This is a genomic window from Kribbella antiqua (assembly GCF_004345665.1).
Classification (GTDB): Bacteria; Actinomycetota; Actinomycetes; order Propionibacteriales; family Kribbellaceae; genus Kribbella; species Kribbella antiqua.
Map to the genome: position 1 here is coordinate 95687 of NZ_SLWR01000004.1, position 26607 is coordinate 122293.

Annotated in this window: 28 protein-coding genes; 14 read left to right on the plus strand and 14 right to left on the minus strand. The window is 68.2% G+C overall.

Translation table 11 applies throughout. From position 1 onward, the window contains the following. Window positions 1–58: 58 nt before the first annotated feature. A complete protein-coding gene (gene mca / locus EV646_RS12900) occupies window positions 59–922 on the minus strand; it encodes a mycothiol conjugate amidase Mca (protein WP_132148049.1) in 864 nt (287 codons plus the stop codon). Between the two features lie 368 nt (window positions 923–1290). Between mca and EV646_RS12905 the strand changes: the two genes are divergently transcribed. Further along, window positions 1291–1641 carry a DUF4307 domain-containing protein gene (locus tag EV646_RS12905; RefSeq protein ID WP_277875104.1) on the plus strand — a complete coding sequence of 117 codons (351 nt, stop codon included), beginning with the start codon at window positions 1291–1293 and terminating at the stop codon, window positions 1639–1641. Window positions 1642–2181: 540 nt separating this feature from the next. Further along, window positions 2182–2694 (plus strand): transcription elongation factor GreA, encoded by a 513-nt coding sequence (gene greA / locus EV646_RS12910; protein WP_132148051.1) that lies wholly within the window; start codon window positions 2182–2184, stop codon window positions 2692–2694. Between the two features lie 264 nt (window positions 2695–2958). Here the strand turns inward: greA and EV646_RS12915 are convergent, their stop codons facing one another. The 4 genes from EV646_RS12915 to EV646_RS12930 all read right to left on the minus strand — a co-directional run bounded on the left by EV646_RS12915 (window position 2959) and on the right by EV646_RS12930 (window position 6030). Next, on the minus strand, window positions 2959–3390 hold the full coding sequence (locus EV646_RS12915; RefSeq protein ID WP_132148053.1) for a VOC family protein: 432 nt from the start codon (window positions 3388–3390) through the stop codon (window positions 2959–2961). Window positions 3391–3404: 14 nt separating this feature from the next. Beyond that, window positions 3405–4001 carry a TetR/AcrR family transcriptional regulator gene (locus EV646_RS12920; RefSeq protein WP_132148055.1) on the minus strand — a complete coding sequence of 199 codons (597 nt, stop codon included), beginning with the start codon at window positions 3999–4001 and terminating at the stop codon, window positions 3405–3407. 123 nt (window positions 4002–4124) lie between these two features. Further along, the gene (locus EV646_RS12925) at window positions 4125–4967 is read right to left on the minus strand and encodes an ABC transporter permease (RefSeq protein ID WP_132148057.1); all 843 of its coding nucleotides are present in this window, start codon (window positions 4965–4967) and stop codon (window positions 4125–4127) included. A 76-nt stretch (window positions 4968–5043) separates the two neighbouring features. Continuing rightward, entirely contained in the window at window positions 5044–6030 is a 987-nt protein-coding gene (locus tag EV646_RS12930) for an ATP-binding cassette domain-containing protein (RefSeq protein WP_132148059.1), read from the minus strand. Between the two features lie 160 nt (window positions 6031–6190). On the opposite strand from EV646_RS12930, the gene EV646_RS12935 reads away from it, so the two are divergent. Then, window positions 6191–7420: an MFS transporter gene (locus tag EV646_RS12935; protein WP_132148061.1), complete on the plus strand. Its 1230-nt coding sequence runs from the start codon at window positions 6191–6193 to the stop codon at window positions 7418–7420. Between the two features lie 30 nt (window positions 7421–7450). On the opposite strand, the gene EV646_RS12940 is transcribed toward EV646_RS12935, so the two are convergent. Next, a complete protein-coding gene (locus EV646_RS12940; protein WP_132148063.1) occupies window positions 7451–8611 on the minus strand; it encodes a hypothetical protein in 1161 nt (386 codons plus the stop codon). A 442-nt stretch (window positions 8612–9053) separates the two neighbouring features. Here EV646_RS12940 and EV646_RS12945 point away from each other — a divergent pair, with 442 nt between their 5' ends. The 3 genes from EV646_RS12945 (at window position 9054) to EV646_RS12955 (ending at window position 11305) form a co-directional block, all read left to right on the plus strand. Continuing rightward, window positions 9054–9377 (plus strand): hypothetical protein, encoded by a 324-nt coding sequence (locus EV646_RS12945; protein ID WP_132148065.1) that lies wholly within the window; start codon window positions 9054–9056, stop codon window positions 9375–9377. 326 nt (window positions 9378–9703) lie between these two features. Next, a complete protein-coding gene (locus EV646_RS12950; protein WP_132148067.1) occupies window positions 9704–10291 on the plus strand; it encodes a copper resistance CopC family protein in 588 nt (195 codons plus the stop codon). A gap of 3 nt (window positions 10292–10294) precedes the next feature. Further along, the gene (locus EV646_RS12955) at window positions 10295–11305 is read left to right on the plus strand and encodes a copper resistance D family protein (RefSeq protein ID WP_132148069.1); all 1011 of its coding nucleotides are present in this window, start codon (window positions 10295–10297) and stop codon (window positions 11303–11305) included. Window positions 11306–11384: 79 nt separating this feature from the next. Here EV646_RS12955 and EV646_RS12960 read toward each other — a convergent pair whose 3' ends face one another. Next, window positions 11385–12848 (minus strand): MFS transporter, encoded by a 1464-nt coding sequence (locus EV646_RS12960; RefSeq protein ID WP_241995875.1) that lies wholly within the window; start codon window positions 12846–12848, stop codon window positions 11385–11387. 118 nt (window positions 12849–12966) lie between these two features. Here EV646_RS12960 and EV646_RS12965 point away from each other — a divergent pair, with 118 nt between their 5' ends. Next, entirely contained in the window at window positions 12967–13395 is a 429-nt protein-coding gene (locus EV646_RS12965) for a MarR family winged helix-turn-helix transcriptional regulator (protein WP_241995888.1), read from the plus strand. Here the strand turns inward: EV646_RS12965 and ilvA are convergent. Beyond that, window positions 13392–14594 carry a threonine ammonia-lyase gene (gene ilvA, locus EV646_RS12970; RefSeq protein WP_132148075.1) on the minus strand — a complete coding sequence of 401 codons (1203 nt, stop codon included), beginning with the start codon at window positions 14592–14594 and terminating at the stop codon, window positions 13392–13394. The two genes, EV646_RS12965 and ilvA, sit on opposite strands and share 4 nt — an antisense overlap. Before the next feature lie 103 nt (window positions 14595–14697). On the opposite strand from ilvA, the gene EV646_RS12975 reads away from it, so the two are divergent. After that, window positions 14698–15954 (plus strand): aminoglycoside phosphotransferase family protein, encoded by a 1257-nt coding sequence (locus tag EV646_RS12975; protein ID WP_206752040.1) that lies wholly within the window; start codon window positions 14698–14700, stop codon window positions 15952–15954. On the opposite strand, the gene EV646_RS12980 is transcribed toward EV646_RS12975, so the two are convergent. The 5 genes from EV646_RS12980 to EV646_RS13000 all read right to left on the minus strand — a co-directional run bounded on the left by EV646_RS12980 (window position 15920) and on the right by EV646_RS13000 (window position 20082). Then, window positions 15920–16651 carry a hypothetical protein gene (locus EV646_RS12980; protein WP_132148079.1) on the minus strand — a complete coding sequence of 244 codons (732 nt, stop codon included), beginning with the start codon at window positions 16649–16651 and terminating at the stop codon, window positions 15920–15922. The two genes, EV646_RS12975 and EV646_RS12980, sit on opposite strands and share 35 nt — an antisense overlap. A 39-nt stretch (window positions 16652–16690) precedes the next feature. Continuing rightward, complete coding sequence (locus tag EV646_RS12985) at window positions 16691–17494, minus strand: ABC transporter permease (protein WP_132148081.1); 804 nt, start codon at window positions 17492–17494, stop codon at window positions 16691–16693. Next, on the minus strand, window positions 17494–18276 hold the full coding sequence (locus tag EV646_RS12990) for an ABC transporter permease (protein ID WP_132148083.1): 783 nt from the start codon (window positions 18274–18276) through the stop codon (window positions 17494–17496). Before EV646_RS12990 ends, EV646_RS12985 begins: the two co-directional genes overlap by 1 nt. Continuing rightward, entirely contained in the window at window positions 18276–19223 is a 948-nt protein-coding gene (locus EV646_RS12995) for an ABC transporter ATP-binding protein (protein ID WP_132148085.1), read from the minus strand. The genes EV646_RS12990 and EV646_RS12995 overlap by 1 nt, the downstream gene beginning before the upstream one ends. Before the next feature lie 91 nt (window positions 19224–19314). Continuing rightward, window positions 19315–20082 carry a MerR family transcriptional regulator gene (locus EV646_RS13000; protein ID WP_132148087.1) on the minus strand — a complete coding sequence of 256 codons (768 nt, stop codon included), beginning with the start codon at window positions 20080–20082 and terminating at the stop codon, window positions 19315–19317. 54 nt (window positions 20083–20136) lie between these two features. On the opposite strand from EV646_RS13000, the gene EV646_RS13005 reads away from it, so the two are divergent. Next, window positions 20137–21747 (plus strand): amidohydrolase family protein, encoded by a 1611-nt coding sequence (locus EV646_RS13005; protein ID WP_132148089.1) that lies wholly within the window; start codon window positions 20137–20139, stop codon window positions 21745–21747. Between the two features lie 10 nt (window positions 21748–21757). Here EV646_RS13005 and EV646_RS13010 read toward each other — a convergent pair whose 3' ends face one another. Then, a complete protein-coding gene (locus tag EV646_RS13010; protein ID WP_132148091.1) occupies window positions 21758–22486 on the minus strand; it encodes an SDR family oxidoreductase in 729 nt (242 codons plus the stop codon). A 155-nt stretch (window positions 22487–22641) separates the two neighbouring features. Here EV646_RS13010 and EV646_RS13015 point away from each other — a divergent pair, with 155 nt between their 5' ends. The 5 genes from EV646_RS13015 (at window position 22642) to EV646_RS13035 (ending at window position 26605) form a co-directional block, all read left to right on the plus strand. Then, entirely contained in the window at window positions 22642–23226 is a 585-nt protein-coding gene (locus EV646_RS13015; RefSeq protein ID WP_132148093.1) for a MarR family winged helix-turn-helix transcriptional regulator, read from the plus strand. Further along, the gene (locus EV646_RS13020) at window positions 23223–24830 is read left to right on the plus strand and encodes an MDR family MFS transporter (protein ID WP_132148095.1); all 1608 of its coding nucleotides are present in this window, start codon (window positions 23223–23225) and stop codon (window positions 24828–24830) included. Before EV646_RS13015 ends, EV646_RS13020 begins: the two co-directional genes overlap by 4 nt. A 143-nt stretch (window positions 24831–24973) precedes the next feature. Continuing rightward, window positions 24974–25567 (plus strand): hypothetical protein, encoded by a 594-nt coding sequence (locus tag EV646_RS13025; protein WP_132148097.1) that lies wholly within the window; start codon window positions 24974–24976, stop codon window positions 25565–25567. Continuing rightward, window positions 25564–25881 carry a hypothetical protein gene (locus EV646_RS13030; RefSeq protein WP_132148099.1) on the plus strand — a complete coding sequence of 106 codons (318 nt, stop codon included), beginning with the start codon at window positions 25564–25566 and terminating at the stop codon, window positions 25879–25881. The genes EV646_RS13025 and EV646_RS13030 overlap by 4 nt, the downstream gene beginning before the upstream one ends. A 142-nt stretch (window positions 25882–26023) precedes the next feature. Next, a complete protein-coding gene (locus EV646_RS13035) occupies window positions 26024–26605 on the plus strand; it encodes a hypothetical protein (protein ID WP_132148101.1) in 582 nt (193 codons plus the stop codon). Window positions 26606–26607: the final 2 nt, after the last annotated feature.

A 26607-nucleotide genomic window follows, 5' to 3' on the forward strand; every position in this document is an offset into this window, starting at 1 on the left:
GTCTCTCACTGTGCTGGATTCCTTCCCCACCCCACCGCCCCGGTCTGGCTGCCCGCGGTCAGCGCAGCCCCGCAAACAGATCGTCCTCGGGCAATTCCGACTCGACCAGACTCCGGGCCAGCTCATAGTCCTCGGTCGGCCACGCCTCCTGGTGCACTTCCAGCGGTACGGCGAACCACGCCCCGTCCGGGTCGATCTGAGTGGCATGCGCGAGCAGCGCCTTGTCCCGGACGGCGAAGTACTGCGCGCACTCGACCCGGGTGGTGATCCGGCGCTCGTTCTCCGGATCCGGCTTCCAGTCCTGCAGCCGTTCGGCGTACGGCGACTCCAGCCCGCGCGCGACCATTCCGTCGTGCAGCGCCTTCATCCGCTCGTAGTGGAACGTGTGGTGGTAGTAGAGCTTGAGCGGCTGCCACGGCTCGCCGAGCTCCGGGTACGCGTCCTTGTCCCCGGCCGCCTCGAACGCGGCCACGGTGATGGTGTGGCACATCACGTGGTCCGGGTGCGGGTAGCCGCCGTTCTCGTCGTACGTCGTGACGACCTGCGGACGGAACTCGCGGATCAGCTTCACCAGCGGGGCGGCCGCGTCCTCCACCTTTTGCGCGGCGAAGCAGCCCTCCGGCAGCGGCGGCAGCGGGTCACCCTCCGGGAACCCGGAGTCGATCCAGCCCAGCCACTCCTGCCGGATGCCGAGGATCTCCCGGGCCGCGTCCATCTCCTTGCGGCGGATCTCGGTGATGTTCTCCAGCACCTCCGGCCGGTCCATCTTGGGATTCAGGATCGACCCGCGCTCTCCACCCGTACACGTCGCCACCAGCACCTGAACACCTTCGTCCACGTACCGGGCCGTCGACGCGGCCCCCTTACTGGACTCGTCATCAGGGTGGGCATGCACATGCAACAACCGAAGATCTCCACTCACAAGACACAATGGTCCTCCAACCCCGGCCCATCCCAAGAACCGGCCCCGTCCCCACACCCACCTGGACCCCCGTGACCGACCCCACCACCCCCACCCCGGCCCCCAGGCCGGACTCACCCCAAGCATCACCCCCAACCCCCGGACCCGTGCCCGGCGCGGCGCCACCGCCGACCCCAGGCAGCACGCCCCACGCGACCCCCAGCCCCGCCCGAGGGAAGGCGCCCGACTTGACCTCCTCCCCGGCTGCAGCGGCGAACAACCAGGCACAAACAGAGTCGGCCGCACCGGCACCCACGCCAGCCGGAGATCAGCTGAGCGACCAGGCAGACCTGGATGCCAGGTATGGGAGGCGGCGGGGGCGGCGGCCTGTGGTGATTGGGGTGCTGGGAGTGGTGGTGCTGACGGGGCTGACCTGGCTGGTGTGGGTCGCGTTCATCCAGTCGAACCCACCGGTGACATCCCGCCTGCTCGGCTATGAGATCACCTCGCCGACCACCGCCAAGGCGACGATCCAGGTCGACCGCACCAAGTCCACCGTGGCGAACTGTCGCCTGCAGGCCAAGGCCGCCGACTTCTCCATCGTCGGCGAGATCACCGTGACCGTCCCCGCCGACTCCCCCCGCCACCAAACCCTCCCCGCCACCCTCACCACCCAACGAGCGGCCACGGCCGTGGTCCTCATCGGCTGCACCACCCCCTCGGACCCCCACCCCCGCTGACCCAGCCGGCCGCGTGCCATCGATTGCTATGCACCGAGCCGGGCAGGGCGTCGTACAGGCTTGCCAAGACAACCCACGCATAGGATCCGAAGGCCACTTTTCGGAACATAATTTGCGCCTGCTGGCAGCGATGTTCCGGAAAGCCGCGGTTGGTCGACCGCCGGGCACATGCACCAGCCGTCGGGGTGGGTGGTATCGACCGCCGGTGCCGGGCGAGGCGTCGTACGGGAAGGGGTTGGCGTACAGCGGGCGGATGCGCCGAGGCGCGGTGACATCGACCGTCGCGGGTCGGTGTTGTGAGGCGCCCGTACGGGCGGGAGGAGCCGGTGCGAGCGTGGTCGGCCAGGGTGGGGGCAACCGATTGCCGGAAGGTGCTCAGGATGTGGGAAAAAGCACCGGGCAAGCGGTTTCCCAGCGGTTGAGGGGTCAAAGAACTGTGGGGTTCCGGACTGGATCTTGGTACGCTCGTTGGATTGGTCGCCGTCGACGACGGCGGCCAGAAGCATTTTCTGCCCATCCCACCGACACAAGGAGCAGCCCGTGACGCAGAGGATCGAAGAGGACAGCGTTGTCTGGCTGACGCAGGACGGTTACGACCAGCTGAAGTCCGAGCTCGAGCACCTCAAGGGCCCTGCCCGTGCCGAGATCACCCAGCGCATCAGCGAGGCCAGGGACGAGGGCGACCTCAAGGAGAACGGCGGGTACCACGCCGCCAAGGACGAGCAGGGCAAGATCGAGGCGCGGATCCGGCAGCTGGAGGACATGCTGCGGCGCGCCCGGGTCGGCGAGACCCCGAAGGCCGGCGCGAAGATCGGGCCGGGGATGAAGGTGTCGATCAAGTTCGCCGGTGACAACGATGTCGAGACGTTCCTGCTCGGCTCCCGCGAGCTCCTCGCCCTGGACGCGTCGGTCGACATCGACGTGTACTCGCCGCAGTCCCCGCTGGGATCCGCGATCCTCGGCAAGAAGAAGGGCGACAAGGCGACTTACGAGGCGCCGAACGGCAAGGACGTGACGGTCGAGATCGTCGCCGCCGAACCCTTCACCGGCTGACCCCACCAGCTCAGCGCCCTGGTGGACCTCCACCGGGGCGCTTGTCATTTCTGCCGTACGACGTGGTGCGCCGACAGCCGGCCCGTCGTACGGCGACGCCTACCCACCTGCCCGTCCCCCGGGCGCCGAGCGGCCGCTCCGGTGCTGCCCGGCGGCGCCTACAGGCCCGCCCGTCCCCGCGCCGGGCGGCTGCGTTGAGGCCGGCGGCTGGGTTAGGCGGGCGCCTTGGGTGCGGCCGGGGGTGCGGCTGGGCTGTGGTGGTGGTCAGTGGCTGGCTGGGGCGAAGAGTTCTAGTTGGATGTTGTCCTGGTCGCGGAAGACCAGGACTGAGGCGTAGGGCTCGTCGGCGATGGGTGACTGGGTGAGGGGCTTGTCGGCGGTGTCGGCGCGGACGACGCCGTGGGCCTCCAGGTGGTCCTGCCATTGTTCGAGGTCGGCGCGGGAGCCGACCGCGAAGCCGGCGTGGTCGAGGCCGGTGACGGTTTCCTTGCACAAGGCACCGTCGTTGGTGTCGTGGTGGTGCAGCGCGATCATCAGCTGATGGTCGGCGTCGGCGAGGATGCGCCCGACGCCGCCCGGGTGCGGTACGTCGAGCACCGGCTGCACGCCGAACACTTCGCCGTACCACTGGACGCTGGCCTCCAGGTCCGTCACGGTCAGGGCGAGGTGGTGGAGCTTGGGCTGGGTAACGGTCATGATTCCCCCTTGTATTACTGGGCTTTCTCGCTCGCGAACTGAGCGAGGAGCATCCGGACGACGTCCTCGACGAGCCGGGTCCACCGGTCGCCGCCAGGGTCGTTGGAGATCTGCTGGTCGACGAGGCCGGTGGTGACGGCCGTCAAGATGTCGAGGTGCCGCGGATCGTGCACGCCGTTGCGTGCGAGGAGTTCGCGGGTGACGTCGAGCGCCTTCACCGCCAACTCATAGGACTCCGCCGACGGCGTGAAGCCGGGCACCGCGTGCTGGAACAGCAGTTGATACCGCGGTACGTCGGACACGCAGAACGTGACGAACGCCCGGGCCTCCCTCAGCAGGTCTTGTTCCGGATCGTCGGTCTGGGGCAGCGAGGCCTTCAGCTCGACGAACTCCTGTGCCGCCTGCGCGAACATCGCGTCCAGGATGGCGTTCTTGGACTCGAAGTACGCGTACACCGTCGGCGTGGTGATACCGGCCCGCCGAGCCAGCTCGCGCAATGACAACGCGGCCAGCCCGTCGGCTCGCGCCAGCTCCCAGGCGGCGGTCAGCACCGCTGCCCGCGCGTTCTCCCGCCGCGCCTCGCGCCAGTTCGCCGCCGGTTTCTTTAACATAGTTCGAAGTATTTGCACACCGTATAAATGTTGTCAATGGCCCAGCAACCGCCCGCTTCGCTCGCCGGGTGGTGAAGGGGCGGCCGGACCCCCGCAGGGAGGTCCGGCCGACGGCTGTTCGACTCAGTGACTGGTGGCGCTGCGGTACTTGCGGACGGCCAGCGGGGCGAAGACGGCGATGATCAGGGCGCACCAGATGAGGGAGAGCCACACCGGGTGCTGGGCTGGGAAGCCGTCTGGACTCGCGAACGGCGATGGGTTGCCGAAGAGGTGGCGGCAGGCGGCGACGATGGAGGAGATCGGGTTCCACTCCGCCACCGGCTGCAGGCCGCTCGGCAGGTTCGGCGTCGGGACGAACGCGTTGGACAGGAACGTGAGTGGGAACAGCCAGATCAGCCCCGCCGACGACGCCACCTCGGGGCCGCCGACGGACAAACCGATCAGCGCTCCGACCCAGAGCATCGCGAAGGCGAACAGCAGCAGGATCGCGAACGCCGCCAGCGCCTGCCCGAATCCGTTGTGCCACCGCCAGCCGACGATGAACCCGCAGATCACCATCACCAGCATCACGAACGCGTTGAACACCAGGTCGCCGACCACCCGCCCGGCGATCACCCCGGACCTTGCCATCGGCAACGAACGGAACCGGTCGATCAGGCCCTTCGACATGTCGTCGGCCAGCCCGACGCTCGCCGACGCGACCGCGAACGCCATCGTCTGAGCGAAGATCCCGGACATCAGGAACTCCCGGTACGCGCGGGCACCGGGGAACCCGGGGATCGGGATCGCGTTGCCGAACACGTACGCGAACAGCAGCACGAACATGATCGGCTGGATGGTCGCGTAGATCAGCATGTCCGGCGTCCGCGGGATCCGCTTCAGGCTCCGCCACGCCAGCACCCCGGCATCGGACAGCGCCCGGCTCAGCGGATTCACCCGGCCCGGCCGCTCAACCGTCGCACTCATCGACGTCCTCGCTTCGCTCCGGGCGCCGATGAGGCGCAAGGCACGCTGTGTTCGACGATGAACTCGCTCCGCTCGTTCATGCTTTCTCCTTGGTCTCGTCGACGACGGCTTCGTGGCCGGTCAGCGTGAGGAACACGTCGTCCAGCGTCGGCCGCCGCAGGCCGATGTCGGCGATCCGGATCCCGCCGCCGTCGAGGGTGCGGATCACGTCGACCAGCGCACTCGATCCGCCTGGCGCCGGCAGCGTGATCCGGCGGCTGTGGTGATCAGTCGTCGTCGCATCCAGGTCGGTGATGCCGAGCGCACCGACGAGCAACTCGAGCGCCCGGTCCGTGTCGTCCGGTTCGTGTACGACGACCTCGATCCGCTCGCCGCCGACCTTCGCCTTGAGCTCGTCCGCCGTACCGCGGGCGATCACCGAGCCGTGGTCGACCACCGCGATGCTGTCCGCGAGCTCGTCGGCCTCTTCCAGGTACTGCGTCGTCAGCAGGATGGTCACACCTTCGCTGACCCGGTCGCGGATGATCTGCCACAGGTCGAGTCGGCTGCGTGGGTCCAGCCCGGTGGTCGGCTCGTCCAGGAACAGCACCTTCGGGTGCGCGATCAGCGAGCCGGCCAGGTCCAGCCGGCGGCGCATGCCGCCCGAGTACGTCTTCAGGATCCGGTCCGCGGCGTCGGTCAGGTCGAAGACCTCGAGCAACTCCTCCGCCCGCTGCTTCGCCTGCTGGCTGCTCAGGCGGTAGAGCCGGCCGAACATCCACAGGTTCTCCCGGCCGGTGAGCAGTTCGTCGACGGCGGCGTACTGACCCGACAGGCCGACCAGCGAACGGACCGTGTCCGCTTCCTTCACCACGTCGTGCCCGAGCACGCGAGCCGAGCCGGCGTCCGGCGCCATCAGGGTGGTGAGCACCCGGACTGTGGTCGTCTTGCCCGCGCCGTTGGGCCCGAGCAGGCCGAGCACACTCCCCTCCGGCACGTCGAGATCGATCCCGTCGAGCGCCTTCACGGTGTTCTTCCTGGTCCTGAACGTCTTCACGAGGCCTGTCGCCTCGATTGCAGCCATGCCGCTCGTCCCCCTTCTGGATGTGACGCGGGCCATCATCCTTGCCGAGGCCGCCGACAGTTTCGACACCTTTAACTCAGAGGCGAAACTTGAGTCTGACTGACTCAACTTTGTTGATAGTTGAGTCGACAGCGCTCAGGTAGGCGTTTAGCGTCCGGGTATGGGCATCCTCAAGCACCCCGACTTCCGCCGCCTCTGGATCGCGGACCTACTCAGCCAGCTCGGCAGCCGCCTGAGCATGATGGCCGTCCCGCTGCTCGCCGTACTCACGCTGGACGCCTCCACATTCCAGGTCTCGCTTCTCCGGACCTGCGAGACAGCTGCCTGGCTGGGCCTCGGCCTGTTCGCCGGTGCGTGGGTAGACAGGGTCCGTTGCCTCCCTGTCCTGGTGTACGCCGATCTGGGTCGCGCAATGCTCTTCGCAACGATCCCGGTGACCGCGTGGTTCGGCGTACTGACTCTGACGCAGCTGTACGTCGTACTTGTGCTGGCTGGGGTACTCACGGTGCTGTTCGACGTGGCGCATAGCTCGTACCCGCCGCGGCTGCTGCAGCCGGACCAGCTCCTGCCGAGCAACGCCAGGCTGGCTGCCAACCACTCTGTCGGAGCAGTCGTCGGAGCGGGCGCGGGCGGCGTACTGGTTCAAGGACTCGGCGCCGCAGTCACCATCGGCGTGGACGCTCTCAGCTTCCTCTGGTCAGCACTGTGGCTCCGCTCCATCCGTACGCCGGAGCCACGGCCTGCCAAGGCGGAGCGGCCTGACTTGAAGCGGGAGATCGCAGAGGGCATGCGGTACGTGTTCCAGCACCCACTGCTGCGGCCGATCGCGTTGAACACGGCGACGACGATGCTGTTCCAGTCGGCCAACGGTGCGGTGGTGATCGTGTTCCTGGTGCGTAAGGTCCACCTGCAGCCGAGCACCATCGGCGTCCTGAGCATGATCGGCCTGGGCGGCGCCATCGTCGCCTCCGCCGTCACCGAGCGCATCAGCAACCGGTACGGCGACGCTCGCACGCTGCTGGTGTCGTCGACCGGCATCGGCGTGGCGTTCACCCTGCAAGCACTGACGGCACCGGGCTGGCGGTTGAGCTGGTACGTCGTCAGCACTCTGCTCGCCGGCTTCTGCATCATCGTCAGCTACATCGTGCTGGTGAGCACCCGCCAGCGCGTCTGCCCACCCGAGCTACAGGGCCGCGTCAGCGCCACCATGAGCTTCGTCAGCTGGGGCGTCACCCCACTAGGCAGCCTCCTCGGCGGCACCCTCGGCACGGTCTTCGGCCTCCACGCCACCCTCTGGATCGCCGGCCTCGCCAGCCTGGCCGGCACGGCCTTCCTCTACTTCTCCCCCTTCCGCACTCTCCACACCGTCCCCGCCACCGCATCCCACTAGAGCCACCGTGCCGAGTGGGGAGTGAAAGAGCTAGTCGGAGGTGATCTGGGCGGTTCCGACGAGGACCTCGACGTCGAGGCTGGCTCGGCCACGGCCGATCTCCACGTCCTTGGACTGGCCGGTGACGGCGCCCGTCCAGCTGACGCGGCCGAGCTGGGACTCGGTGTGGACGCGGACGTCGGAGCCACGGCGCAGCGTCACGTTGGCGGCGCCGGACTCGACGCGAACCCGGGAGCGGCCCTTGGTGATCTGGGCGTCGAGGGTGGCAGTGCCCGCCTGGACGAGCAGGTCGATCGGACCGTCGACGTCGGACACCTTCGCCGTACCGGCGGTGACACGGACGCGGGTCAGGCCGGGCAGGCGTTCGGCTGCAACACTGCCGCCGGTCACCTCCACCTCGACCTGGAGCGTCGGGTTGACCCGGATGGAGAGCTCCTTGGCCAGGCCGTTCACGTGCGACTTCAGGTTGGTCGGGTTGCGCAGCATGCTGAAGCCGTCGATGGAGACGCCCATGTCGCCCTCGCTGCTGATCGCGAGCGTCTCGCCGTCGCGCTTGATCACGTGCGGCCCGTCCACCGCGACGCCGTTGATCGCGGGCTCACCGATCAGCCGCACCCGCCGGCCGATCGCCCGTACCGTCACCCGCTGCACCCCGGCCGGGATCGGCACATGACTGTGCTCCTCCTCGACCTCTTCCTCAGCCTCCACGGGCTCGACCGGCTCCCCGGGCTCGACCGGCTCCTCGGGCTCGTCGCCCGACAGCGTCGCGTCGGTCGGAGCCGCGGTCGCGGGCCCACCGGTCGCGGGCCCACCGGTCGCGGGCCCACCGGTCCCGGGCCCACCGGTCGCGGGCCCACCAGGAGCCGCGCCGGCGGGAGCATCGTCGACCACGCTGTCCTGGAGCCCGTTGGTGGACGGTACGGCGTCGCCGTCGGCAGCAGGGGGTTCCGACACAGCACCCGAAGGCCCCGGTACGGCGTCCACCACCTCGGCCCACACCGATGGGGAAGGCACATCGGCAACCGGCGCCTGCTTCTCCGCCGCTTCAGCCGGACCTGCCGAGTCTGCGGGGGCAGCGGCCGGCTGGATGGCGGCGATGAGGGTGGCACCCTCCTCGGTGGACAGGTGGCCGTTGGCGACCCGGTCCAGGATGTCCTTGACCCGCCGGTCGTAGTCGCTCTGGTTGCTCATGCCCCCAGTCCAGCACCCGCAGAGGTCGAAACCAATCCGGGATCGCCCCCAACCTCGCCCGGCCCACCCTGACTCGCCACCGCAGCGGCCGCATTCCACCACCCGGAATTCTCTCACCAATTGCAGAAATGCGACCACAAGTGTGAGGTTGACGCGGCAGGATTCGTACCATTCCGTGGTCAAATAACTACAATTGCTTGCGGTCCTGCGGACGAACTGAATACATTCACTTCAAGCGACGTATTGAGTGGCCATCAAGCGATCGCGGCACCACATTTGCGGCCGGTCAACGGCGACCGGCGGCCGGCTTTTGGGGTCAGGCTGGTCGACCTGTCTGGCATGCCCATTCGCGGGCCATCTATTGCCCCACCCTTTCATCCCTCCCCTTTTCGTGCGCCCCACCCTCCCGGGGCGCACGACGTACTCCTCAAAGGAGATCGACATGCCCAACCTCAGGACCCGCCTGATCACCGTCCCACTGGCCAGCCTCGCCCTGGGCGTCGGCGGCGTCGCCCTGGCGGCCACTACGGCCTCGGCCCACGACCACCCGACCCCGATCGCCAACGTCGGCGACGCGGTGCAGTACGGCACCGAACAGGTCCAACTGCACGTCGACGACGAGGCACTGGGTCTCTACCCGGCCATCGAGAACCCGTTCGGCTACACCACCAGCCACGTCGTTCCGGTCGGCGTCAACATCGTGACGCTGACGCTGTCTGGTCACAAGGCGGTCGACGACGGCACCGGTCACGGGCACGACCACTGAGGTTCCACCGACCCACGCGCTGAACAGCGCCAGGTCACCTCGATCACCCGTGGCCGCGGAGACCGATCCGCGGCCACGGGTGATCCGCATCTGGGGCGTAACACCTGGTCCGGCGAAATTGCCGGACCAGGTGACGACGGCACCCACCGCGTTAATCCTCACAACAGCAGATTACCTCTGAGAGGTTTCCGGAATATTTCCGCGGCCGGGAAATGTGTTACGAGCAAATGTCCGAATGACATTCAATTCCGACTTCATACCGGACAACGCGCTCGCGCCGCGGCGAATTCCATTATCGGCCGATATTTCCTGACAGGAGGATCCGGATGTCGAAGCCCACGACGTCATGGTTCCGCTCGCTGCGGCGGAGCTGCCCACCGATCCTGGCGGTTCTCACCATCACCGCCGCCCTGATCTTCGCGCCGGCCGTCCCGGCGAGCGCGCACTCCAAACTGACCACCAGCACTCCGGCCAACGGTGCCCGGCTGTCCGCCAGCCCCTCCGCCCTCAGCTTCACCTTCGACCAGACCCTCCAGCCGGTGCAGGGCTGGGACGCCGTCCTGGTCACCGGTCCGGACGGGTTCCGCCACCCTGCCAAGTCCGTGCGGGTCGACGGCAACACCGTCCACGCCAGCTGCGACCGGCTCGGCCAGTCCGGCACCTACACGGTGAGCTACCGGGTCATCTCTGGCGACGGCCACCCGATCGCCGGCCACATCACCGTCACCCTCGACAAGGCAGACGTCGGCTCCTCGGTGATGACCGCCATCAGTCTGCCCGCCGGCGGCGTACCGGCCTGGATCTGGATCCTCGAGCTCGCCACCGCTCTGTTCCTGCTGCACGGGTTCCTGCGCTGGCGCTCTGAGCAAAGCCAGCCGGCGCCGGTCCTGCTCGACTCCGCGACGAGGGACTAGCAGATGGACCTCACCGCCCCAGCTCTGAAAGTACGACGCCCAGTCGTGCTGTCGGTCATAGCCGGGCTCAGCGTGGCTGCCCTGGTGTGGGCCATCGTCATCACCCGCCCAGCGCCCGAGCCGGCCATCAACACCACCAGCCCCGGCATCCTCTACACCACTCCGTTCGCCCGGTTCGTCACCAACGGCGCCGCGATCACCGCGACCGGCGCCGTACTCTTCTTGCTCCTCCTAGGAGCGGCAGGGCGGCAGAAGTACGACGCGGTCGCCGCAAGGGCCCGGGTGATCGCTATCGCGGTCGGTATCGCCTGGGTCACAGCCACCACGACGACGTGGTGGCTCCAGGCCGCGGCAATCTCCGGGTCCGGGCCGAAGATGCCGTTCGCGGGGATGGCGTCGTACGCCGTGGAGGTCACCTCAGGCACCGCACTGGCTCTGACGGTTGTCGCCGCAACCGCCTACACGGTGCTGGTGCTCAGACGCACCTCCAGCTACTGGCCGATGGCCTGCGCGCTCGTCGGCCTGGTCGCCGTACCAGCGACTGGTCACGCGTCGCAGACCAACGCAGCCTGGCTTACGACACCCGCCATCTGTCTGCACATGTGTGCGGTCAGCCTGTGGGTAGGCGGCCTCGCACTGGTCACAGTGCTGGTCGCTCGCAACCGTTCCGCACTCTCACTCGTCCTGCCGCGCTTCTCAACCGTGGCAGGCGGTGCGATCGCCACTGTCGCGGTCACCGGCGTGCTGCTCGCTGGACCACGACTGACGAAGGACATCACACCCCACCCGTCGGTGCTGCTTCACGCCCTGCTCGAGACGCCTGCGGGCTGGCTGGTCATCGGCAAGCTCGTAGGGCTCGGCATCCTGGCAGCGACGGGCGGCTTCATCAGACAGTTCCTCCTACCGGCCGTCCGCCGACAGGAGACCGTCGCACTCGCCACACTGGCCACGGTCGAGCTCACCGTGATGGCAGTGACCATCGCCATCGCCACAGCCCTGGCCAGACCCCTGTAAAACAACAGCAGTGCGGGTCACGCTCGTGACCCGCACTGCTTCTCTATGACTTCACAGCCCTCGGCAGAGCTGGTAGTTGTCACGCGGCCGGGGACATCTCCTCCTCGGCCAGTTCCTTCTGTACGGCGGCCAGTTCGGCAGCCTCGGCCTCTTCAGCGGCACGCCGGCTTCGCAGCCCGCGCAGCGCGGTCAGCGCCACCAGCAGACCCAGAGTGGAGATGCCGGTCACCACAGCAAGCCCCGGCTTGAACGCCGACAGCATCCCGGCCGGAGTGGTCACCCCCACCGACTGGCTGCTGATCACCGCGGTGACGATCGCGAGGACCACCGCGCCACCGACCTGGCTGGCCGTGTTGAACAGCCCGGACGCCAGGCCCTGCTCGTTGTCCGGGACACCGGACACCGCCTGGATGTTCAGCGCCGGGAACCCGATCGCGAACCCGAGGCCGATCAGCATGATGGTCGGGAAGACGGTCGAGAAGTACGCAGACTCCGGGCCGATCCGCAGCGACAGGGCGTACCCGACCACGAACAGCACCATCGCGCTGATGATCATCGCCTCGGTGCCGATCCGGTCGGCCAGCTTGCCGGCGTTCGGCGACAGCGTGGCGACCAGCAGGCCGGCGGGCAGGAAGGCGAGCGCGGTCTCGAACGATGACCAGCCGAGCAGGTTCTGCAGGTACAGCGTGCCGATCAGCTGGAAGGCGACGTACGAACCGAAGACCGTCAGGATGGCCAGGTTCGCCCGGCGCAGGTTCGCGTTGCGCAGGATGGAGAGCCGGACCAGCGGGTGCTTCGACCGCAGCTCGATCGCGATGAAGGCGCCCAGCAGGACGATCGCGAGCGCGAACATCCCGAACGTCTGGACCGACACCCAGCCGGCGTGTTCGGCGCCGACGACGGCGTACACCAGAGACAGCATGCCGCCCGTGACGGTGATCGCGCCGGGTACGTCGTACCCGCCCGCGACGTCGTCCCGCGGGCTGTCCGGGATCAGCTTGAGCGCGAACAGCAGCACGATCAGGGCGACCGGGCCGGGCATCAGGAAGGTCCAGCGCCAGCCGACCTCGGTCAGCGCGCCGCCCAGGATCAGGCCCATCGAGAAGCCGCTGGCGGCGCAGGTGGTGAAGATGCTGAGGGCACGGTTACGGTCCGGGCCCTCGTGGAAGGTCGTGGTGATGATGGAGAGCGCGGCCGGCGCGGTGAACGCGGCGGCGACGCCCTTGACGAACCGCGCGGCGATGAGCAGTTCGGGGTTGGTGGCCAATGAGCTCAGCATCGAGACCACGGCGAACACGGCCAGCGCGACCAGGAACACGCGGCGGCGGCCGAGCAGGTCGGCGGTCCGGCCGCCGAGCAGCAGCAGGCCGCCGTACCCGAGCACGTAGCCGGTCACGACCCACTGCAGAGAAGAAAGGGAGACGCCCAGGTCGGCGCCGATGGAGGGCAGGGACATGCCGACCATCGACACGTCCAGGCCGTCGAGGAAGATCACGCCGCAGACCACCAGAAGGGCGCCCCAGAGGCGCGCGTCCCAGGTCATGCGAGCCGGTGATGTGGTTTGCGTAGTCACGAGGAGAGACAATTCCATGCACGTGCATCTAATGTCAAGGCATTAAATGCGGTTGCATAGAATGCGTCTGCATGATAACGTCGCCTCCATGACCGCCACAGAGGTCAGCGTTGGGACTGGTGAGACCAGCGCCGACGTACGGGAATGGCGCGAGCTGCTGGCCCGCCACGCCGACCTGACCTGCGCCCTCGACCGGGCCTTGCAGGCTGGTCACTCGCTCGGCATGAGTGAGTACGAGGTGCTCGAGCGCCTCGCCGAGCTGCCCGAGCAGTCCGCGAAGGTGCAGCAGATCGCCAAGTCGGTGCACCTGAGCCAGAGCGCGCTGTCCCGCGTGATCGGCCGGCTGGAGACCGCCGGCCTGGTCGAGCGGCACATGTGCCCGGAGGACCGCCGCGCGGTCAACGTCCGGCTCACCGAGACAGGCCTGGCGCTCCAGACCGAGGCTCAGCCCACCCAGCGCCGAGTCCTCGCCGAGCGCCTGCACGCTCCCTTGATCAAGTCCTGCGACCCGCTCTAGTTCAGCGTGTACGTGTAGCCGTTGCCGATCAGGCCTGCCAAGACCCGCTCGCGGTGTTCCTCACCCCGCAGTTCGAGCTGTAGCGCGACCTCGACCTCGTCCAGGTTCAACGTTTCCGAGATGCGCTCGTGCAGGACCTCGATGATGTTCGCGTCCAGGGCCGCGAGCTGGGTCAGCAACGTCGCCAGGCCGCCCGGCGTGTCCGGGATCCGCACCCGCAACGACAGGTACCGGCTGGCCGCGGCCATACCGTGCTGGATGACCCGCATCAGCAGGATCGGGTCGATGTTCCCACCGGACAGAACCACCACGACCGGCGGCTTGAACCGCTTGGGTTCGTCCAGTACGGCGGCCACCGCGGCGGCACCGGCCGGTTCGACCACGAGCTTCGCGCGTTCGAGCACCAGTAAGAGGGCCTTGGACAACGAGTTCTCGCTGACCGTGCGCATCTCACCGACGTACTGCCGGATCGTCTCGAACGGGACCTTGCCCGGCAGCCCGACCGCGATCCCGTCCGCCATCGTGGACATGCCGGTCAGCTGGATCGGTTCGCCGGCCGCGAGCGAGGCGGGGTACGCCGCGGCGCCCGCGGCCTGCACACCAACCACCTCGATCGGCAGCCCGTCACGCTGCATCGCCGCCGCGATCCCGGCGATCAGCCCGCCACCACCCGTCGGTACGACGACCGTCCGCACCTGCGGGCATTGCTCGACGATCTCCAGACCGGTGGTCGCCTGACCGGCCACGATGTCCGGGTGGTCGAACGGGTGGATCAGCACCGCGCCGGTCTCGGCTTCGAACGCACGAGCCTCCCGCAGGCAGTCGTCGATCGACGTACCGGCGAAGCGGATCTCGGCGCCGTACGCGCGGGTCGCCTTCTCCTTAGGGATCGGCGCGCCGTGCGGCATGAACACGGTCGCCTTGATGCCGAGCAGCTGCGCTGCGAGCGCGACGCCCTGCGCATGGTTTCCGGCGCTCGCCGCTACCACGCCGCGCGCTCGCTCCTTCTTCGACAGCCGCGCCATCCGCACATACGCGCCGCGCAGCTTGAACGACCCGGTCCGCTGCAGGTTCTCGCACTTGAGGAACACGTCGCCGCCGACCAGCTCACTCAGCCACCGCGAGTACTCCAACGGCGTCGGCGCCACCACGTCATGCAGCAGATCCGCGGCCCGGGCAACCTCCCTGGCATCGATCACGCTCTCACCCTACGGCCGCACAAACCCGGTGCGACGGCAACGCCGACCGAATACGCTCAAGGAACTTGACCGAGGGGGCTACGTGATCGTCACGGCTGTAGTCGTGCGCGCATCTGACGAGGCTGTTCTGCTGCTGCCGTCGGGTCTTCCGCAGCTCGAGGTCACCGGGAAGCTCTGGTTCCCGGACGTCGAGGCGGTGCTGCAGCAACTGGAGATCGAGGCCTATGTACTCGCGTGCCTCGACGACGAACCGGATTCGACGACGTACCTGATGGTCTCGGCCGGCGCGACGCCACCGAACTCCGAGTGGGTGCCGGATCTCGACGATCCGGCGGTCGTCGCCGCGCGGAAACACCTCGCCCTGCCGGCAGGCTCCCCCGTGACGCCGGCTTGGACGATGCCAGGCTGGTACGCCGAGGCGCTTTCGTGGATCGGGGAGCAGCTCCAGCTGACCGGCCCAGTGGCTCAGGTTCGGTCGTGGGGATTGTCGAACGTACTGCGCTGTCCGACAGCCAAGGGGGACGTGTACTTCAAGGCGCTCGCTCACTCCAGCACCATCCGTCCGGCCCGGATGGATGCGCTGCCGTTGTTGTTCGCGCATGAGCCGAGGTTGCTGAAGCACCTCTCGGACGAGCGACCTGGTGCCGTGCCGGCGCCCCTGGCCGTGGACGAGAAGCGGGTCTGGATGCTGTTGCCGGACGTCGGCCATCCGTTGGCTGACTCGTCCGACGTCTCGGTGTGGATCGAAGCGCTGCGAGGGCATGCGAGATTGCAGCGCAGCTATGTGGATCAGACGGATCGACTGCTGGAGTTCAGCTGTGTCGACCGGCGGCTCGCCGTACTGGATGCCGAGCTCGACCGGCTGCTCGGCCCGAACCCGGTGACCGACCGGCTCGACGCGGACGAACGCGAGCTGCTGCCGCGACGGGCCGCGCAGTTGCGAGAGGCAATCAACGAGCTGGCGGCGATCGGCGTACCGGAGACGCTGCTGCACGGGGACCTGCATCCGCGGAATCTCGCCGTACGGGATGGGCGGGTACTGGTGTTCGACTGGACCGACGCGGCGGTGTCGCACCCGTTCCTGGACCTGGTGACATTCTTCGACGACCGCTCACCGATCTCGATGGATCCTCGGCTGAAGGACGCCTATCTGGCCGAGTGGGAGGAGTATGCGTCCTCCACGGAGTTGCGCCGGGCGCTCGAGCTGGCGGAGGAGCTGGGCGCGCTGCATCAGACGATGACGTCGATGCATCTGCTGGACCACGTCTCCGGGCCGAGCAACGAAAGCATGTTCCGCGGCGCTGTCTGGTGGCTGCGTCAAGTCATCACTTGTGCAGGATCGCCAACTGATTCCGCATGACGCGACGGACCGGCGGATCCAGGTGGCGGTCCCAGTCCGGGCGGCGCTCGCCGCGGAGCAGGGCGTAGTACGCGAGCGCCTCGGACAGCGCCGCCTCCCGCAGGTACCCGCGGGCCACCGACTGCTTACCCCGGCCGTTCGGTCGCGGACGACGCTCGTACGCCGCATTGGCGGTGAAGATCCCGAGTCCGTAGAACACGGTGAGCAGATCGGTCAGCGACTCGTGGTCGGGCCGGTGCGCGAAGATCCGGGCATCGCCGAGCAGCAACTCGTGCCCGAGCTCATGCGCGTAGATCGCGACCAAGGCGACCGGGTCGGCGGCCAGTGCGGGCGCGAGCTGGATCTCGTTGCCGTCGGCACCGCGGATCCACCGGCCGCTCTGCTCCTTCAGGATCCCGCGATAAGGCCGGATGCCTTCGGCAACAAGCCCGAAGCTGAGCGCGCACTGCCCGGGCGGCAAATCCATCCGCCCCGCGACCCGTGCACACAACTCCTCAGCCGCTGCGAGACTGCCGTCGTACCCAGCCGGCACGAACTCGCCAGGCACCACGATCGGCCGGAGCAGGACCTCACGCCCGAATTCGTTGACCAGCCAGTTCATCGACGCCCGGATCCAGCGCCGGCTCCCACCCGCCAACCGCTCCCGAGGCGCCTTCAACTCCGCCCGCCGCCGCATCGCCCCGATCGGATTCCTCACCCGCCGAATCATCCCTGCCCGGCGGCTCCCTAAACGTGTCTACTTGAGCAGGAGCTTGCCGAGGCGGCGGGAGGCTATGTACATGCCGAGGGTGCCCATGGCGGCGAGGTAGAGGGCGTTGGCGAGGAGGGACCAGGAGACGGTGCCGGTGGTGAAGGCGCGTTCGAGGACGACGCCCTGGTAGAGCGGGGTGATCTCGACCAGCCAGCGGATCGCGGCCGGGTAGGTCTCGACCGGGTAGAAGGTGGCCGAGAACAGGAACATCGGCATGATCGCGAGCTGCACGAACTCGAAGTCCTGCCAGCTGCGCATGAACGTCGTCAGAGCCATCCCCGCACCGGCGAACGCCATCCCGATCAGCACCGACGCCGGCAGCGCGACGATCGCCCACCACGACTCGACCAGCCCCATGGCCAGCATCACCAGCAGGAACATCGCCGAGTAGCAGGCGCCGCGGAGCAGCGCCCACGTCACCTCGCCGGTCGCGACGTCCCACGGCCGCAACGGCGTCGCCAGCATCGAGTCGTAGAGCTTCGCGTACTTCATCCGGAAGAAGATGTTGTACGTCGAGTCGAAGATCGCACCGTTCATCGCCGAGCTGGCCAGCATCGCCGGCGCGACAAAGGCGGCGTACCCGATCACGGTCCCGTCGGCCAGCGTGAAGTCGCCGACCAGCTGAGCCACGCCGATGCCGATCGACAGCAGGTAGAACACCGGCTCGAAGAAGCCGGACACGAACACCACCCAGGACCGGCGATAGACCAGGAAGTTGCGCTCCACGATCTGCCTGCCGTTCCCGGCGCGGACAGGAACCGGTACGACGCGTGCGGTGAGAGTTGCCATCAGCGGATCAACCTCCGGTTGAAGCCACGAATGGCAAGCCAGGTGCCGACCAGGAACCAGGCCAGCAGATACAGGACGTTGACGAGCGCGAGCCACGGCTCGACTGTGCCTAGACTCAGGTCGCGGCAGAGCTCGACGCCGTGCCACAGCGGGCTGACGTAGGCGAGCCACTCGATCCAGTTGGGCAGCTGCGAGACCGGGAAGAAGGCCCCGGAGAACAGGAACGCCGGCACCACCCCGAACCGGAAGACCATCGCGAAGCCCGCGTCGTTGTCCAGCTTCGTCGCGTACGCCGCGACCGGCGCCGCCGCGGCCATCCCGACCAGCAGGGCGACCGGCAGCCCGAGCAGGCCAAGTGGCGAATCAAGCCCACCGAAAGCGGCGATCACCACCAGGAACACCGCGCACGTGCTTGCCACCCGGAAAGCTATGAACCCGAACTGGCCGAAGACGACATCCGCCGGACGCAACGGCGTCGCGATCATCGAGAAGTAGAACTTCTGCCACTTCAGCCCACTCATCACCGGGTACGTCGCCTCACCCACAGCGATCTGCAACCCGGTCGCCGCCAGCAGCCCCGGCGCGATGAACTGCAGGTAGCTCACGCCGCCCAGCGCGTCAGTCCCATTGCCGTCCACGAACGACCCGAGCCCGATCCCCATCGCGGCCAGGTAGAGCAGCGGCAGCAGGAAGCTGCTGATCAACGTGCCCTTCCAGGTCCGCTTGTAGACCGTCAGCCAGTAGTCGAACTGGCGACGTCCGTTCTCCAATGCGAGCGTCATCAGTCCACCAGCGTCCGGCCGGTCAGTCGCAGGAACACGTCCTCCAGAGTCGAGCGTCGTACCAGGACCGCTGCGGGCTCCAGACCACGCTCATGTACGGCGGCGACCGCGCGCTCACCGTCGTCGGTGTAGAGGAGCAACCGGTCCGGCAGCACCTCGATCCGCTGGGCCAGGTCGGACACCTTCCCGGCCAGGGCGTCGTGGTCGGCCAGCATCACGTCAGGCCCGAAGCGCAGCTCGGTCACTTCACGGGTCGAGTAGTCCCGGATCAGCTCGGCCGGCGAACCCTCGGCCGCGATCAGGCCGCCGTCCATCACGACCAGCCGGTCGCACAGCTGCTCGGCCTCATCCATGTAGTGCGTCGTGATGATCAGCGTCACGCCGGCCTGCTTCAGCCGGAACAGCTTGTCCCACAACAGGTGCCGCGCCTGCGGGTCGAGGCCGGTCGTCGGCTCGTCGAGCAGCAGCAGATCCGGCTTGCTGACCAGCGACCGGGCGATCGTCAGCCGCCGCTTCATCCCGCCGGACAGCTCGTCGACCTTGACCTTCGCCTTGTCGGTCAGCGAGACGAACTCGAGCAACTCGTCCGCGCGGCTGCGGCACTCGGCCCGGCTCAGCCCGAAGTACCGCCCGTACACCGTCAGGTTCTCGTGGACGGACAGCTCGGTGTCGAGGGTGTCGTCCTGTGGACAGACACCCAGCCGGGCCCGGATCGCCGGCCCGTCGGTCGCCGGGTCCATGCCGAGGATCCGCAGCGTGCCGCCGCTGGCCGGCGAGACCGCACCGATCATCCGCATCGTCGACGACTTGCCCGCGCCGTTCGGCCCGAGGAACCCGAACGCCTCACCCCGCCACACATCCAGGTCGATCCCGCGCACCGCCTCGAAGGCGCCGTACGCCTTCTTCAGCCCGCGCAACTGGACCAGAGACTCCCGCTGCTCACTCACGGCCCCGACCCTAGACGGGCCTGCCGACACTTTTCTTGTCGTTTTGAGCGGCTCCACATCCGCGACGGTAGAACCTCAAGACGACTGGAGGTCAACCTCGGTAGCCAAGCCGGCGGACGGCGTACGCTTTGATCGCCCGTGACAGCCAGGGCGGCAGGTCCAGGTCCACTGTCTCGATGATGGCTCGCTGGTCCGCGTTGTCGAGGATCAGATCGCCAAGCGCGTGGTACGACGACGCATCGGCCGGCCACAGTGCCAGTACGCCCTGGTAATGCTGCTCCATCAGTTCCAATGCCTCGGCCGAGTCCGCAGGAACGCCGCGGTCGCGAGCGGCCGCCATCCGTAGCAACAGCCGCCGGCCCTCGTCGGCAAGGTCCTCGTACTCCTCCCGGGACCACCCGTCGGTCGCCCTGACCGCGGTCTCGAAGTGCTCGCCGACGGCCGCTCCGAAGCGCTCGGTCAGGTCGCGGCGCAAGCGGGCCCGCCCGGCCGACAGCCCGGCGAAGAACTGGTCGTCGGTGACCGTCTCGTCGCCGGACAGCCCCGCGATAGTCCGATCGACCGCGCTGATCACATCCTCCAGCCGCTTTCGCTCCCGCAGCAACTGGGCACGATGGTCCCGCAGGGCGGCCACTTCATCGTGCCCCTGATCCAGAATCCTGCCGATCTCCGGCAGCGATACGTCGAGCTCACGCAGCAGCAGGATGCGCTGGAGCCGGAGCAGTTCGGGGCGGCCGTAGTAGCGGTAGCCGTTCGGCGCGACCCGGCCCGGCGGCAGCAGGCCGATAGCGTCGTAGTGCCGTAGGGTCCGCACCGAGACGCCGGCCAGCCGGGCCACCTCACTGACCGTGCGCTCCACGAGACCCCTTCCGAGTTGGAGTATGACGTTACGTCACCCTTTAGCGTCCGCGGCATGGCGACACCATTCACCCTCCTGCACGCACGGCTCGTCGACCGGAGTGAGGTCCTGCCCGGCGACTGCCTTCGAGTGGTCGACGGCCGGATCGCCGCCATCGGCGGATCCGAGATCGCGCAGCCGGGCGACGAGCTCGTGGACGGGCGCGGGCTGACCGCGTTCCCCGGTCTGATCGACGCGCACGTCCACCTGGCACCGGGCTGTGCGCAGCTCGCGGCGACCTTTGGCGTCACGACCCTGATCGACCTGTTCAGCAAGCCCGAGGTGATCGCCCACGAGCGCTCCGTCGAAGGACCGGTGTGCGCGGACTTCCGCAGCTCCGGCGTCGGCGCGACCGCACCAGGCGGGCACCCGACGATGGCCTACGCACCGATTCCCTACGTCACCGGCCCTGAAGACGCGAAGCAGTTCGTCGCGGACCGGATCGCCGAAGGCGCCGACCATCTGAAGGTCATCTACGACGACGGGTCGGGAGCGATGATGAACATCCCTACCCTGGACGATCCCACTCTGCGGGCTCTCACTCAGGAGGCGCATGCTCGCAACCTCACCGTGGTCGCACATGTCTCGACCACGGCTGGTGCGGTCAAGGTCGTCTCGTGTGGCGTCGACGTACTCGCGCATGCGCCGTCCGACCCGATGTCGCCCAGCGACATCGAGGCCGTGGCGGCGGCCGGGGTGGCCGTGATCGCGACGCTGGACATCGTCGACGGATTCAACGGGCCGGCCGGAGGTCTGCCCTTGCTGGACGAGCCCGAGCTGATCGCGCGGATGCCGGGGCGGTGGCGGCGGGTGCTCGACCGGCAGTCGCGTCGGTGGATGCCGCCTCAGCCGCCCGACTGTGCGGCGGCTCGCGCGAACACGGTGGCTCTGCTGCGGGCCGGCGTACGCATCCTGGCTGGGACGGACGCGCCGAATCCGGGTTTGGTCTTCGGGGCCTCGCTGCATCGCGAACTGGCCTATCTGGTGCGGGCCGGACTCACACCGGCCGAGGCACTCGTGGCCGCGACCAATGCCCCCGCCGAGGTGTTCGGCCTGACCGATCGAGGGCGGCTCATGATCGGGGCGCGGGCCGACCTGGTGCTGGTGGACGGGGATCCGCTCTCCGACATCGCGGCCACCCAGCGGATCCGTCGTACCTGGGTCGCGGGGAGAGCCGTCGAACCTGCGGCATATGCCGGGAGTACGGCGGAGCTCGCCGGGGTGCGGTATCTCGGAGAGACGACGGCCCGGATCGTCGCGGCACTGCGGGAGAAGTGGCCTGGGTTCCCGGCACCGGAGGACGTACGCCGGGAGGACGGGGAACTGCTCGGCCGCGTCGTGCCGTTGACCGGCGGGTGGATGCCGGTCACCGTCTTCGGCGCTGCGCTCGGTCCGGTGACCGATCGGGATACGGCAGTCTCGACTGTCGAATCCGAAGGCCTGGCGAGTCTTGGTGAGACGTGGTGGGCGCGAGCCGACGGACCGGACTGGCAGGAGGCGGTGCTGGTCGAGGCGCAGCCGGATCGGATCCGGCTGCGCTGGAAGGACCCACTGGTCGCGCAACCACCGGCCGGCCAGTGGTACGACGTGATCGACGTGGACCTGTCTCGGACCCGGCCGCTCTGACCGGGAGCGGTCAACCTCGCCCGACGTACGGCATCCCGGCCGCCATCACGGTCAGCGTGGGTACGGCGACAGTCGTCGGCAACTGGGCGATCTTCACCACGAAATCGGCCACGATCGAAGGATCGAACGTCGGCTCCACCGCGACCGAGCCGTCCGGCTGCAGCACACCCTGGGCCATCCGCTCGGTCATCTGCGTCGCGGCGTTCCCGATGTCGATCTGGCACGCCGTGATCCCGTGGGGTCGGCCCTCCAACTCCAGGCCTTTGGTCAGCCCGGTGATCGCGTGCTTGCTGGCGGTGTAGGCGATACCTTGCGGCCGCGGTACGTGCGCCGAGATCGAGCCATTGTTGATGATCCGGCCGCCCTTCGGGTTCTGCTTGAGCATCAGCGCGAACGCCGCCTGCGCACACAGGAACGACCCGGTCAGGTTGATGTCCACCACCCGCCGCCAGTCCTCCTCGGCGACGTCTTGCACCGGCGACGCCGGCGCCCCGGTCCCGGCGTTGTTCACCAGTACGTCGACCCGCTCCAGCTCCCCGAAGAACGCCCGTACGGCGGACCCGTCCGCGACATCCAGTACGGCGAAGTCGATCTGATCGAGGGAGGCTTCAGCCGTCTCCCGGAGCTTCGCCTCGGTCCGCCCGGTCACGATCACCCGGAACCCGGCCGCCGCCAGAGCCAGCGCCATCTCCCGCCCCAGCCCCGAACCGCCGCCGGTCACCACCGCTACCTGCGTCACAAAAGGCACCCTTCCGCCGTCGAGTACATGTGCACAGATTCTCCTCTACTGCGCAGTGTGACCAACCGGCGACGGAGAGCAAATGAGTGGCGACTCAGTCAGAGATCTCGGAAACTCATTTGCGTGTATCACGCAAGCATGTATATGCTTGCAGCATGCAAGTAAACGACGCGTACTCTCCGCAGACCCCGATCGAGGGCGTTCTGCACGCGTTTACCCGGATCGGCCGCCGGCTGAAGACCAAGCAGCCCGGCGACACGATCGACCACAGCGCCCACCTGGTGCTGTTCGTGCTGCGGTGCAGCGGCGCACTGCGGCTGTCCGACCTCGCCGGCCGGATGGAGCTCGACGCCTCGACCGCCAGCCGGCATGTCCGGTCGCTGGAGCAGCTGGGCCTGGTCCGCCGCTCCCCCGACCCCGACGACGGCCGCGCCTTCCGCGTCGAGCTGACCGAGCAGGGCATCGAGGAGTGGGAGTCCAGCGCCCGCCGCCGGATGGAGCTGCTCAGCGCGGCGATGGACGGCTGGTCCGAGGACGACATCCACACCTTCGAGCGATTGATGTCGCGGTTCGCCGACGGCGTCGCCACCCTGACCGACCCCATCACCGACCGGGGCTGGGCGGACCGGGGCTGGGCGGCCGTCGCGCCGAGACTGCGCGCCGACAACACCGACTTCGCGCCCGGTGGGGACCCCGCCGCCCGCGAGAACACCGACAAGAACCTGGAGAGCACCAGATGAGCACCACCGAGCCCGCCACCACCGGCGGCGCCGCATCCGACGGGAACGCCCCGAACTACCTGTCCCACAAGCAGATCCTGGTCGTCCTCGGCGGCCTGATGGCCGGCATGTTCCTGGCCGCGCTCGACCAGAGCATCGTCGGTACGGCGCTGCCGCGGATCGTCAGCGAGTTCAACAGCCTGGACAAGCTGTCCTGGGTGGTCACGGCGTACCTGCTGACCTCGACCGCCTCCACGCCGCTGTGGGGCAAGATCTCCGACCTCTACGGCCGCCGCCCGCTGTTCATCGCGGCGATCCTCACCTTCCTGGCCGGCTCGGTGCTGTCCGCGCTGGCGCAGAACATCGAGGAACTGATCGGCTTCCGGGCCGTCCAGGGCCTCGGCGCCGGCGGTCTGATGTCGCTGGCCTTCGCCACCATCGGCGACGTGATCCCGCCGCGCGAGCGCGGTAAGTACATGGGGTACTTCGGTGCCGTCTTCGGCCTGTCCTCGGTGGCCGGCCCGCTGCTTGGCGGTCTGCTCACCGACGGTCCGGGCTGGCGCTGGATCTTCTGGATCAACCTGCCGATCGGTTTGGTTGCCCTGGGCATCGTCGCCGCCGTACTGAAGCTGCCGCACGTGAAGCGGTCGCACAAGATCGACTACCTCGGCGCCGCCGTGATCACCGGAGCCGTCACCTCACTGCTGCTGGCCATCTCCTGGAGCGGTCCGACCAACGGCTGGGGCACCGGTACGACGATCGCCCTGCTGGCCGCCGCCGCCGTACTCGCCGTCGGCTTCGTCTTCGTCGAGCTGAAGGTGTCCGAGCCGATCATCCCGATGGACCTGTTCAAGGGCCGGATCTTCTCCGGGTACGCCGGATACGCCTTCCTGCTCGGGTTCGCGATGTTCGGTGCGCTGATCTTCCTGCCTCTGTACCTGCAGGCGGTGAAGGACCTGTCGCCGACCCGGTCCGGCCTGGCGCTGCTGCCGATGATCGTCGGTATCTTCTCCGCCTCGATCCCAAGCGGTCAGCTGATGAGCAAGACGGGGCGCTACAAGATCTACCCGATCATCTCCGCGGTCCTGGTCGGCGGTGCGATGGTGCTGCTGTCCACGCTGAGCCTGACCACGCCGTACTGGCAGCTCGCGATCTACATGTTCGTGATGGGCGCCGGCCTGGGCCTGTCGATGCAGATCACTGTCACTGCCGCGCAGAACAGCGTGCCCCGGCAGCACATGGGCAGCGCGACCTCGACGATGACCTTCTTCCGCTCGATGGGTGGCGCGATCGGTACGGCGGTCTACGGCGCGGTGCTGACCAGCCGGCTGAAGGACCACCTGACCGACATCATCCCGAACGCGACGCAGACCATGGTCGACGGAATCGCCAAGGCGGCGAACAGCGTCCAGGCGCTGCACGGGCTGCAGGAGCCGATGAAGGGCTGGGCGCTGCACGGTCTGGTCGACGCGATGGACGACGTCTTCCTCGTCTCGCTGCCGTTCCTGGCGATCGCGTTGATCATCGCCGTGATCACGCCGGAGCAGCGGCTGGCCGGCCGTTCCGACGGCGCGCCGAAGCAGGAGGGCGAGATCGAGTCCTCCGCGGCCGCCGCGATGCACTGACGGCGTACTGGAACAGACTGGAACGGCCGTCCCGGAGCTCTCCGGGGCGGCCGTTCTGCTGGGTGAGCAAAGCTGGCGCGCTGACCCCGGCGGGCTTTAGGTTGCACTGGCAAGATCACCGGAGTGACAGGAACAGCCTGGGGATGAAGACACTGGGTCGGCCGTTGGACGACGACGACCGCGCGATGGCCGATCTCGCCGAGGTCGGCGACTGGCGCCGGGTCGGCGGCCCGCATACGGGCGAGACGGGCCCGGTTCCGGTGCGCAAACTCATCAAGCGGGTCAAGTCCGCCACCGGCTGGCGCCCGTGGCCGCTCGACCGCAAGACGGTGATCGACGACCAACTCGACGGCTGGGGCTTCCTGACCAAACGCGGTACCGAGATGGCCGTGTACGACGACCAGATCCTGCCGCACAGCCCGTTCAGCGGGTGGGTCGCGTTCGCGATCGAGAGATACGACATCCGCGCCGCCGAGGCGGGCCTGGACGAGCACTGGCCGGCCAAGTTCGACCTGGCCCTCCGGCACTGGGGCGAACCGGCGTACGTCGGATCCGACAGCAGTCCCGAGTTCGTCGACGAATGGTCGCCCGGCGCCGGCCGGGACCGTCGTCATCTCGCGGTCTGGGCACCGCCGGGTGCTGAGCTCCACCTGTACAGCAACAAGCCGACCAAGTACCCGTTGTCGGTCTCGGTCGGAATCCACTACGCGGTCTACCTCACCGAGGAGGGGACATGACGCCACCAGTCGTCATCAGCGACACCCAACGGGCCAGGCAAGTTCTCCGGGACGCGAGGGGCAACCTGGATGAGCCGCCGGCCAGAAACGACGGCGTCTCGCTGCGAGGGATGACCGAGAGCGCGTACGCGACGAGGGGAGCCTCTGGGGGCCTAGGGCAACAGTCCGGTCTGTCCGGTGACCTGGCGGCCAGCGTCAACGCCGCGGCGGTGCCGCAAGTGGCGCCGGGTCAGCAGCACAACGCCGCCGGCACCGGCGAACGCGGACAGACCACTACGGGCCGCGAGAACGGCCGGCAGGGCCGCGACCTCTAAGCTCCGATCTAGACCAACCCGGTGGCACACGTCCCCGGGTGCAGAGATCTGCCGGCTCGGCGTCCGGCGCGGTCGGGTGACCCTGATCACGCTTACCGTTGCCGAGGATGGCTTGAGTCACGGACGGAAGGAACAAGCCCGGATGAAGACGCAGGACAGGCCGCTCGACGAGGACGACCTGGCGATCGCCGACCTCGCCGAGGTCACGGACTGGACGCCGCTGGCAGGCCCCAACAGCGACGACTCCGGACCCGCCGTGGTCCGTGCATTGGTCCAGCGGGTCACCAGTGCGACCGACTGGGAGCCGTGGCCACTCAAGCCGGGTGAGCAGATCGACCCGGTGCTGGCCTCATGGGGATTCACCACCAAGCGCGGCAGCACGATCGTCATGTTCGACGGGCTCGCCTTCGCGGACGTCCGCAACAGCGGATGGTCGGCGTACGAGATCGGGCCGGACGACATCGCCCTGGCCGAAGCCGGGCTCGACGCGCACTGGCCGGAGCACCTCGAGCTCGCCCGGAAGCACCTGGGCGAACCCGACTACGTGGGTAACGACAGCAGCCCCACCTTCCTCGACGAGTGGAGGCCGGCCGCGGGAGCCGACCGGCGTCACTTGGCCGTCTGGGTCCGCCCCGGCGCGCAGTTCCACCTCTTCAGCAACAAGCCGACCAAGGACCCACTGACCCCAGCAGTTGGTGTCACCTACGCGGTCTACATCGACTAGGA

Coding starts and splice junctions, on each gene's coding strand:
- EV646_RS12940 (WP_132148063.1), bottom strand. CDS start 8,611: ATGAGCAACCAGAGCGACTACGACCGGCGGGTCAAGGACATCCTGGAC.
- EV646_RS12955 (WP_132148069.1), top strand. CDS start 10,295: ATGGACCTCACCGCCCCAGCTCTGAAAGTACGACGCCCAGTCGTGCTG.
- EV646_RS13030 (WP_132148099.1), top strand. CDS start 25,564: ATGACGCCACCAGTCGTCATCAGCGACACCCAACGGGCCAGGCAAGTT.
- EV646_RS12920 (WP_132148055.1), bottom strand. CDS start 4,001: ATGTTAAAGAAACCGGCGGCGAACTGGCGCGAGGCGCGGCGGGAGAAC.
- EV646_RS12960 (WP_241995875.1), bottom strand. CDS start 12,848: ATGACCTGGGACGCGCGCCTCTGGGGCGCCCTTCTGGTGGTCTGCGGC.
- EV646_RS12915 (WP_132148053.1), bottom strand. CDS start 3,390: ATGACCGTTACCCAGCCCAAGCTCCACCACCTCGCCCTGACCGTGACG.
- EV646_RS13005 (WP_132148089.1), top strand. CDS start 20,137: ATGGCGACACCATTCACCCTCCTGCACGCACGGCTCGTCGACCGGAGT.
- EV646_RS13035 (WP_132148101.1), top strand. CDS start 26,024: ATGAAGACGCAGGACAGGCCGCTCGACGAGGACGACCTGGCGATCGCC.
- EV646_RS12985 (WP_132148081.1), bottom strand. CDS start 17,494: ATGGCAACTCTCACCGCACGCGTCGTACCGGTTCCTGTCCGCGCCGGG.
- EV646_RS12935 (WP_132148061.1), top strand. CDS start 6,191: ATGGGCATCCTCAAGCACCCCGACTTCCGCCGCCTCTGGATCGCGGAC.
- EV646_RS13020 (WP_132148095.1), top strand. CDS start 23,223: ATGAGCACCACCGAGCCCGCCACCACCGGCGGCGCCGCATCCGACGGG.
- EV646_RS12990 (WP_132148083.1), bottom strand. CDS start 18,276: ATGACGCTCGCATTGGAGAACGGACGTCGCCAGTTCGACTACTGGCTG.
- EV646_RS13025 (WP_132148097.1), top strand. CDS start 24,974: ATGAAGACACTGGGTCGGCCGTTGGACGACGACGACCGCGCGATGGCC.
- EV646_RS13015 (WP_132148093.1), top strand. CDS start 22,642: ATGCAAGTAAACGACGCGTACTCTCCGCAGACCCCGATCGAGGGCGTT.
- EV646_RS12925 (WP_132148057.1), bottom strand. CDS start 4,967: ATGAGTGCGACGGTTGAGCGGCCGGGCCGGGTGAATCCGCTGAGCCGG.
- EV646_RS12965 (WP_241995888.1), top strand. CDS start 12,967: ATGACCGCCACAGAGGTCAGCGTTGGGACTGGTGAGACCAGCGCCGAC.
- EV646_RS12945 (WP_132148065.1), top strand. CDS start 9,054: ATGCCCAACCTCAGGACCCGCCTGATCACCGTCCCACTGGCCAGCCTC.
- EV646_RS12930 (WP_132148059.1), bottom strand. CDS start 6,030: ATGGCTGCAATCGAGGCGACAGGCCTCGTGAAGACGTTCAGGACCAGG.
- EV646_RS12950 (WP_132148067.1), top strand. CDS start 9,704: ATGTCGAAGCCCACGACGTCATGGTTCCGCTCGCTGCGGCGGAGCTGC.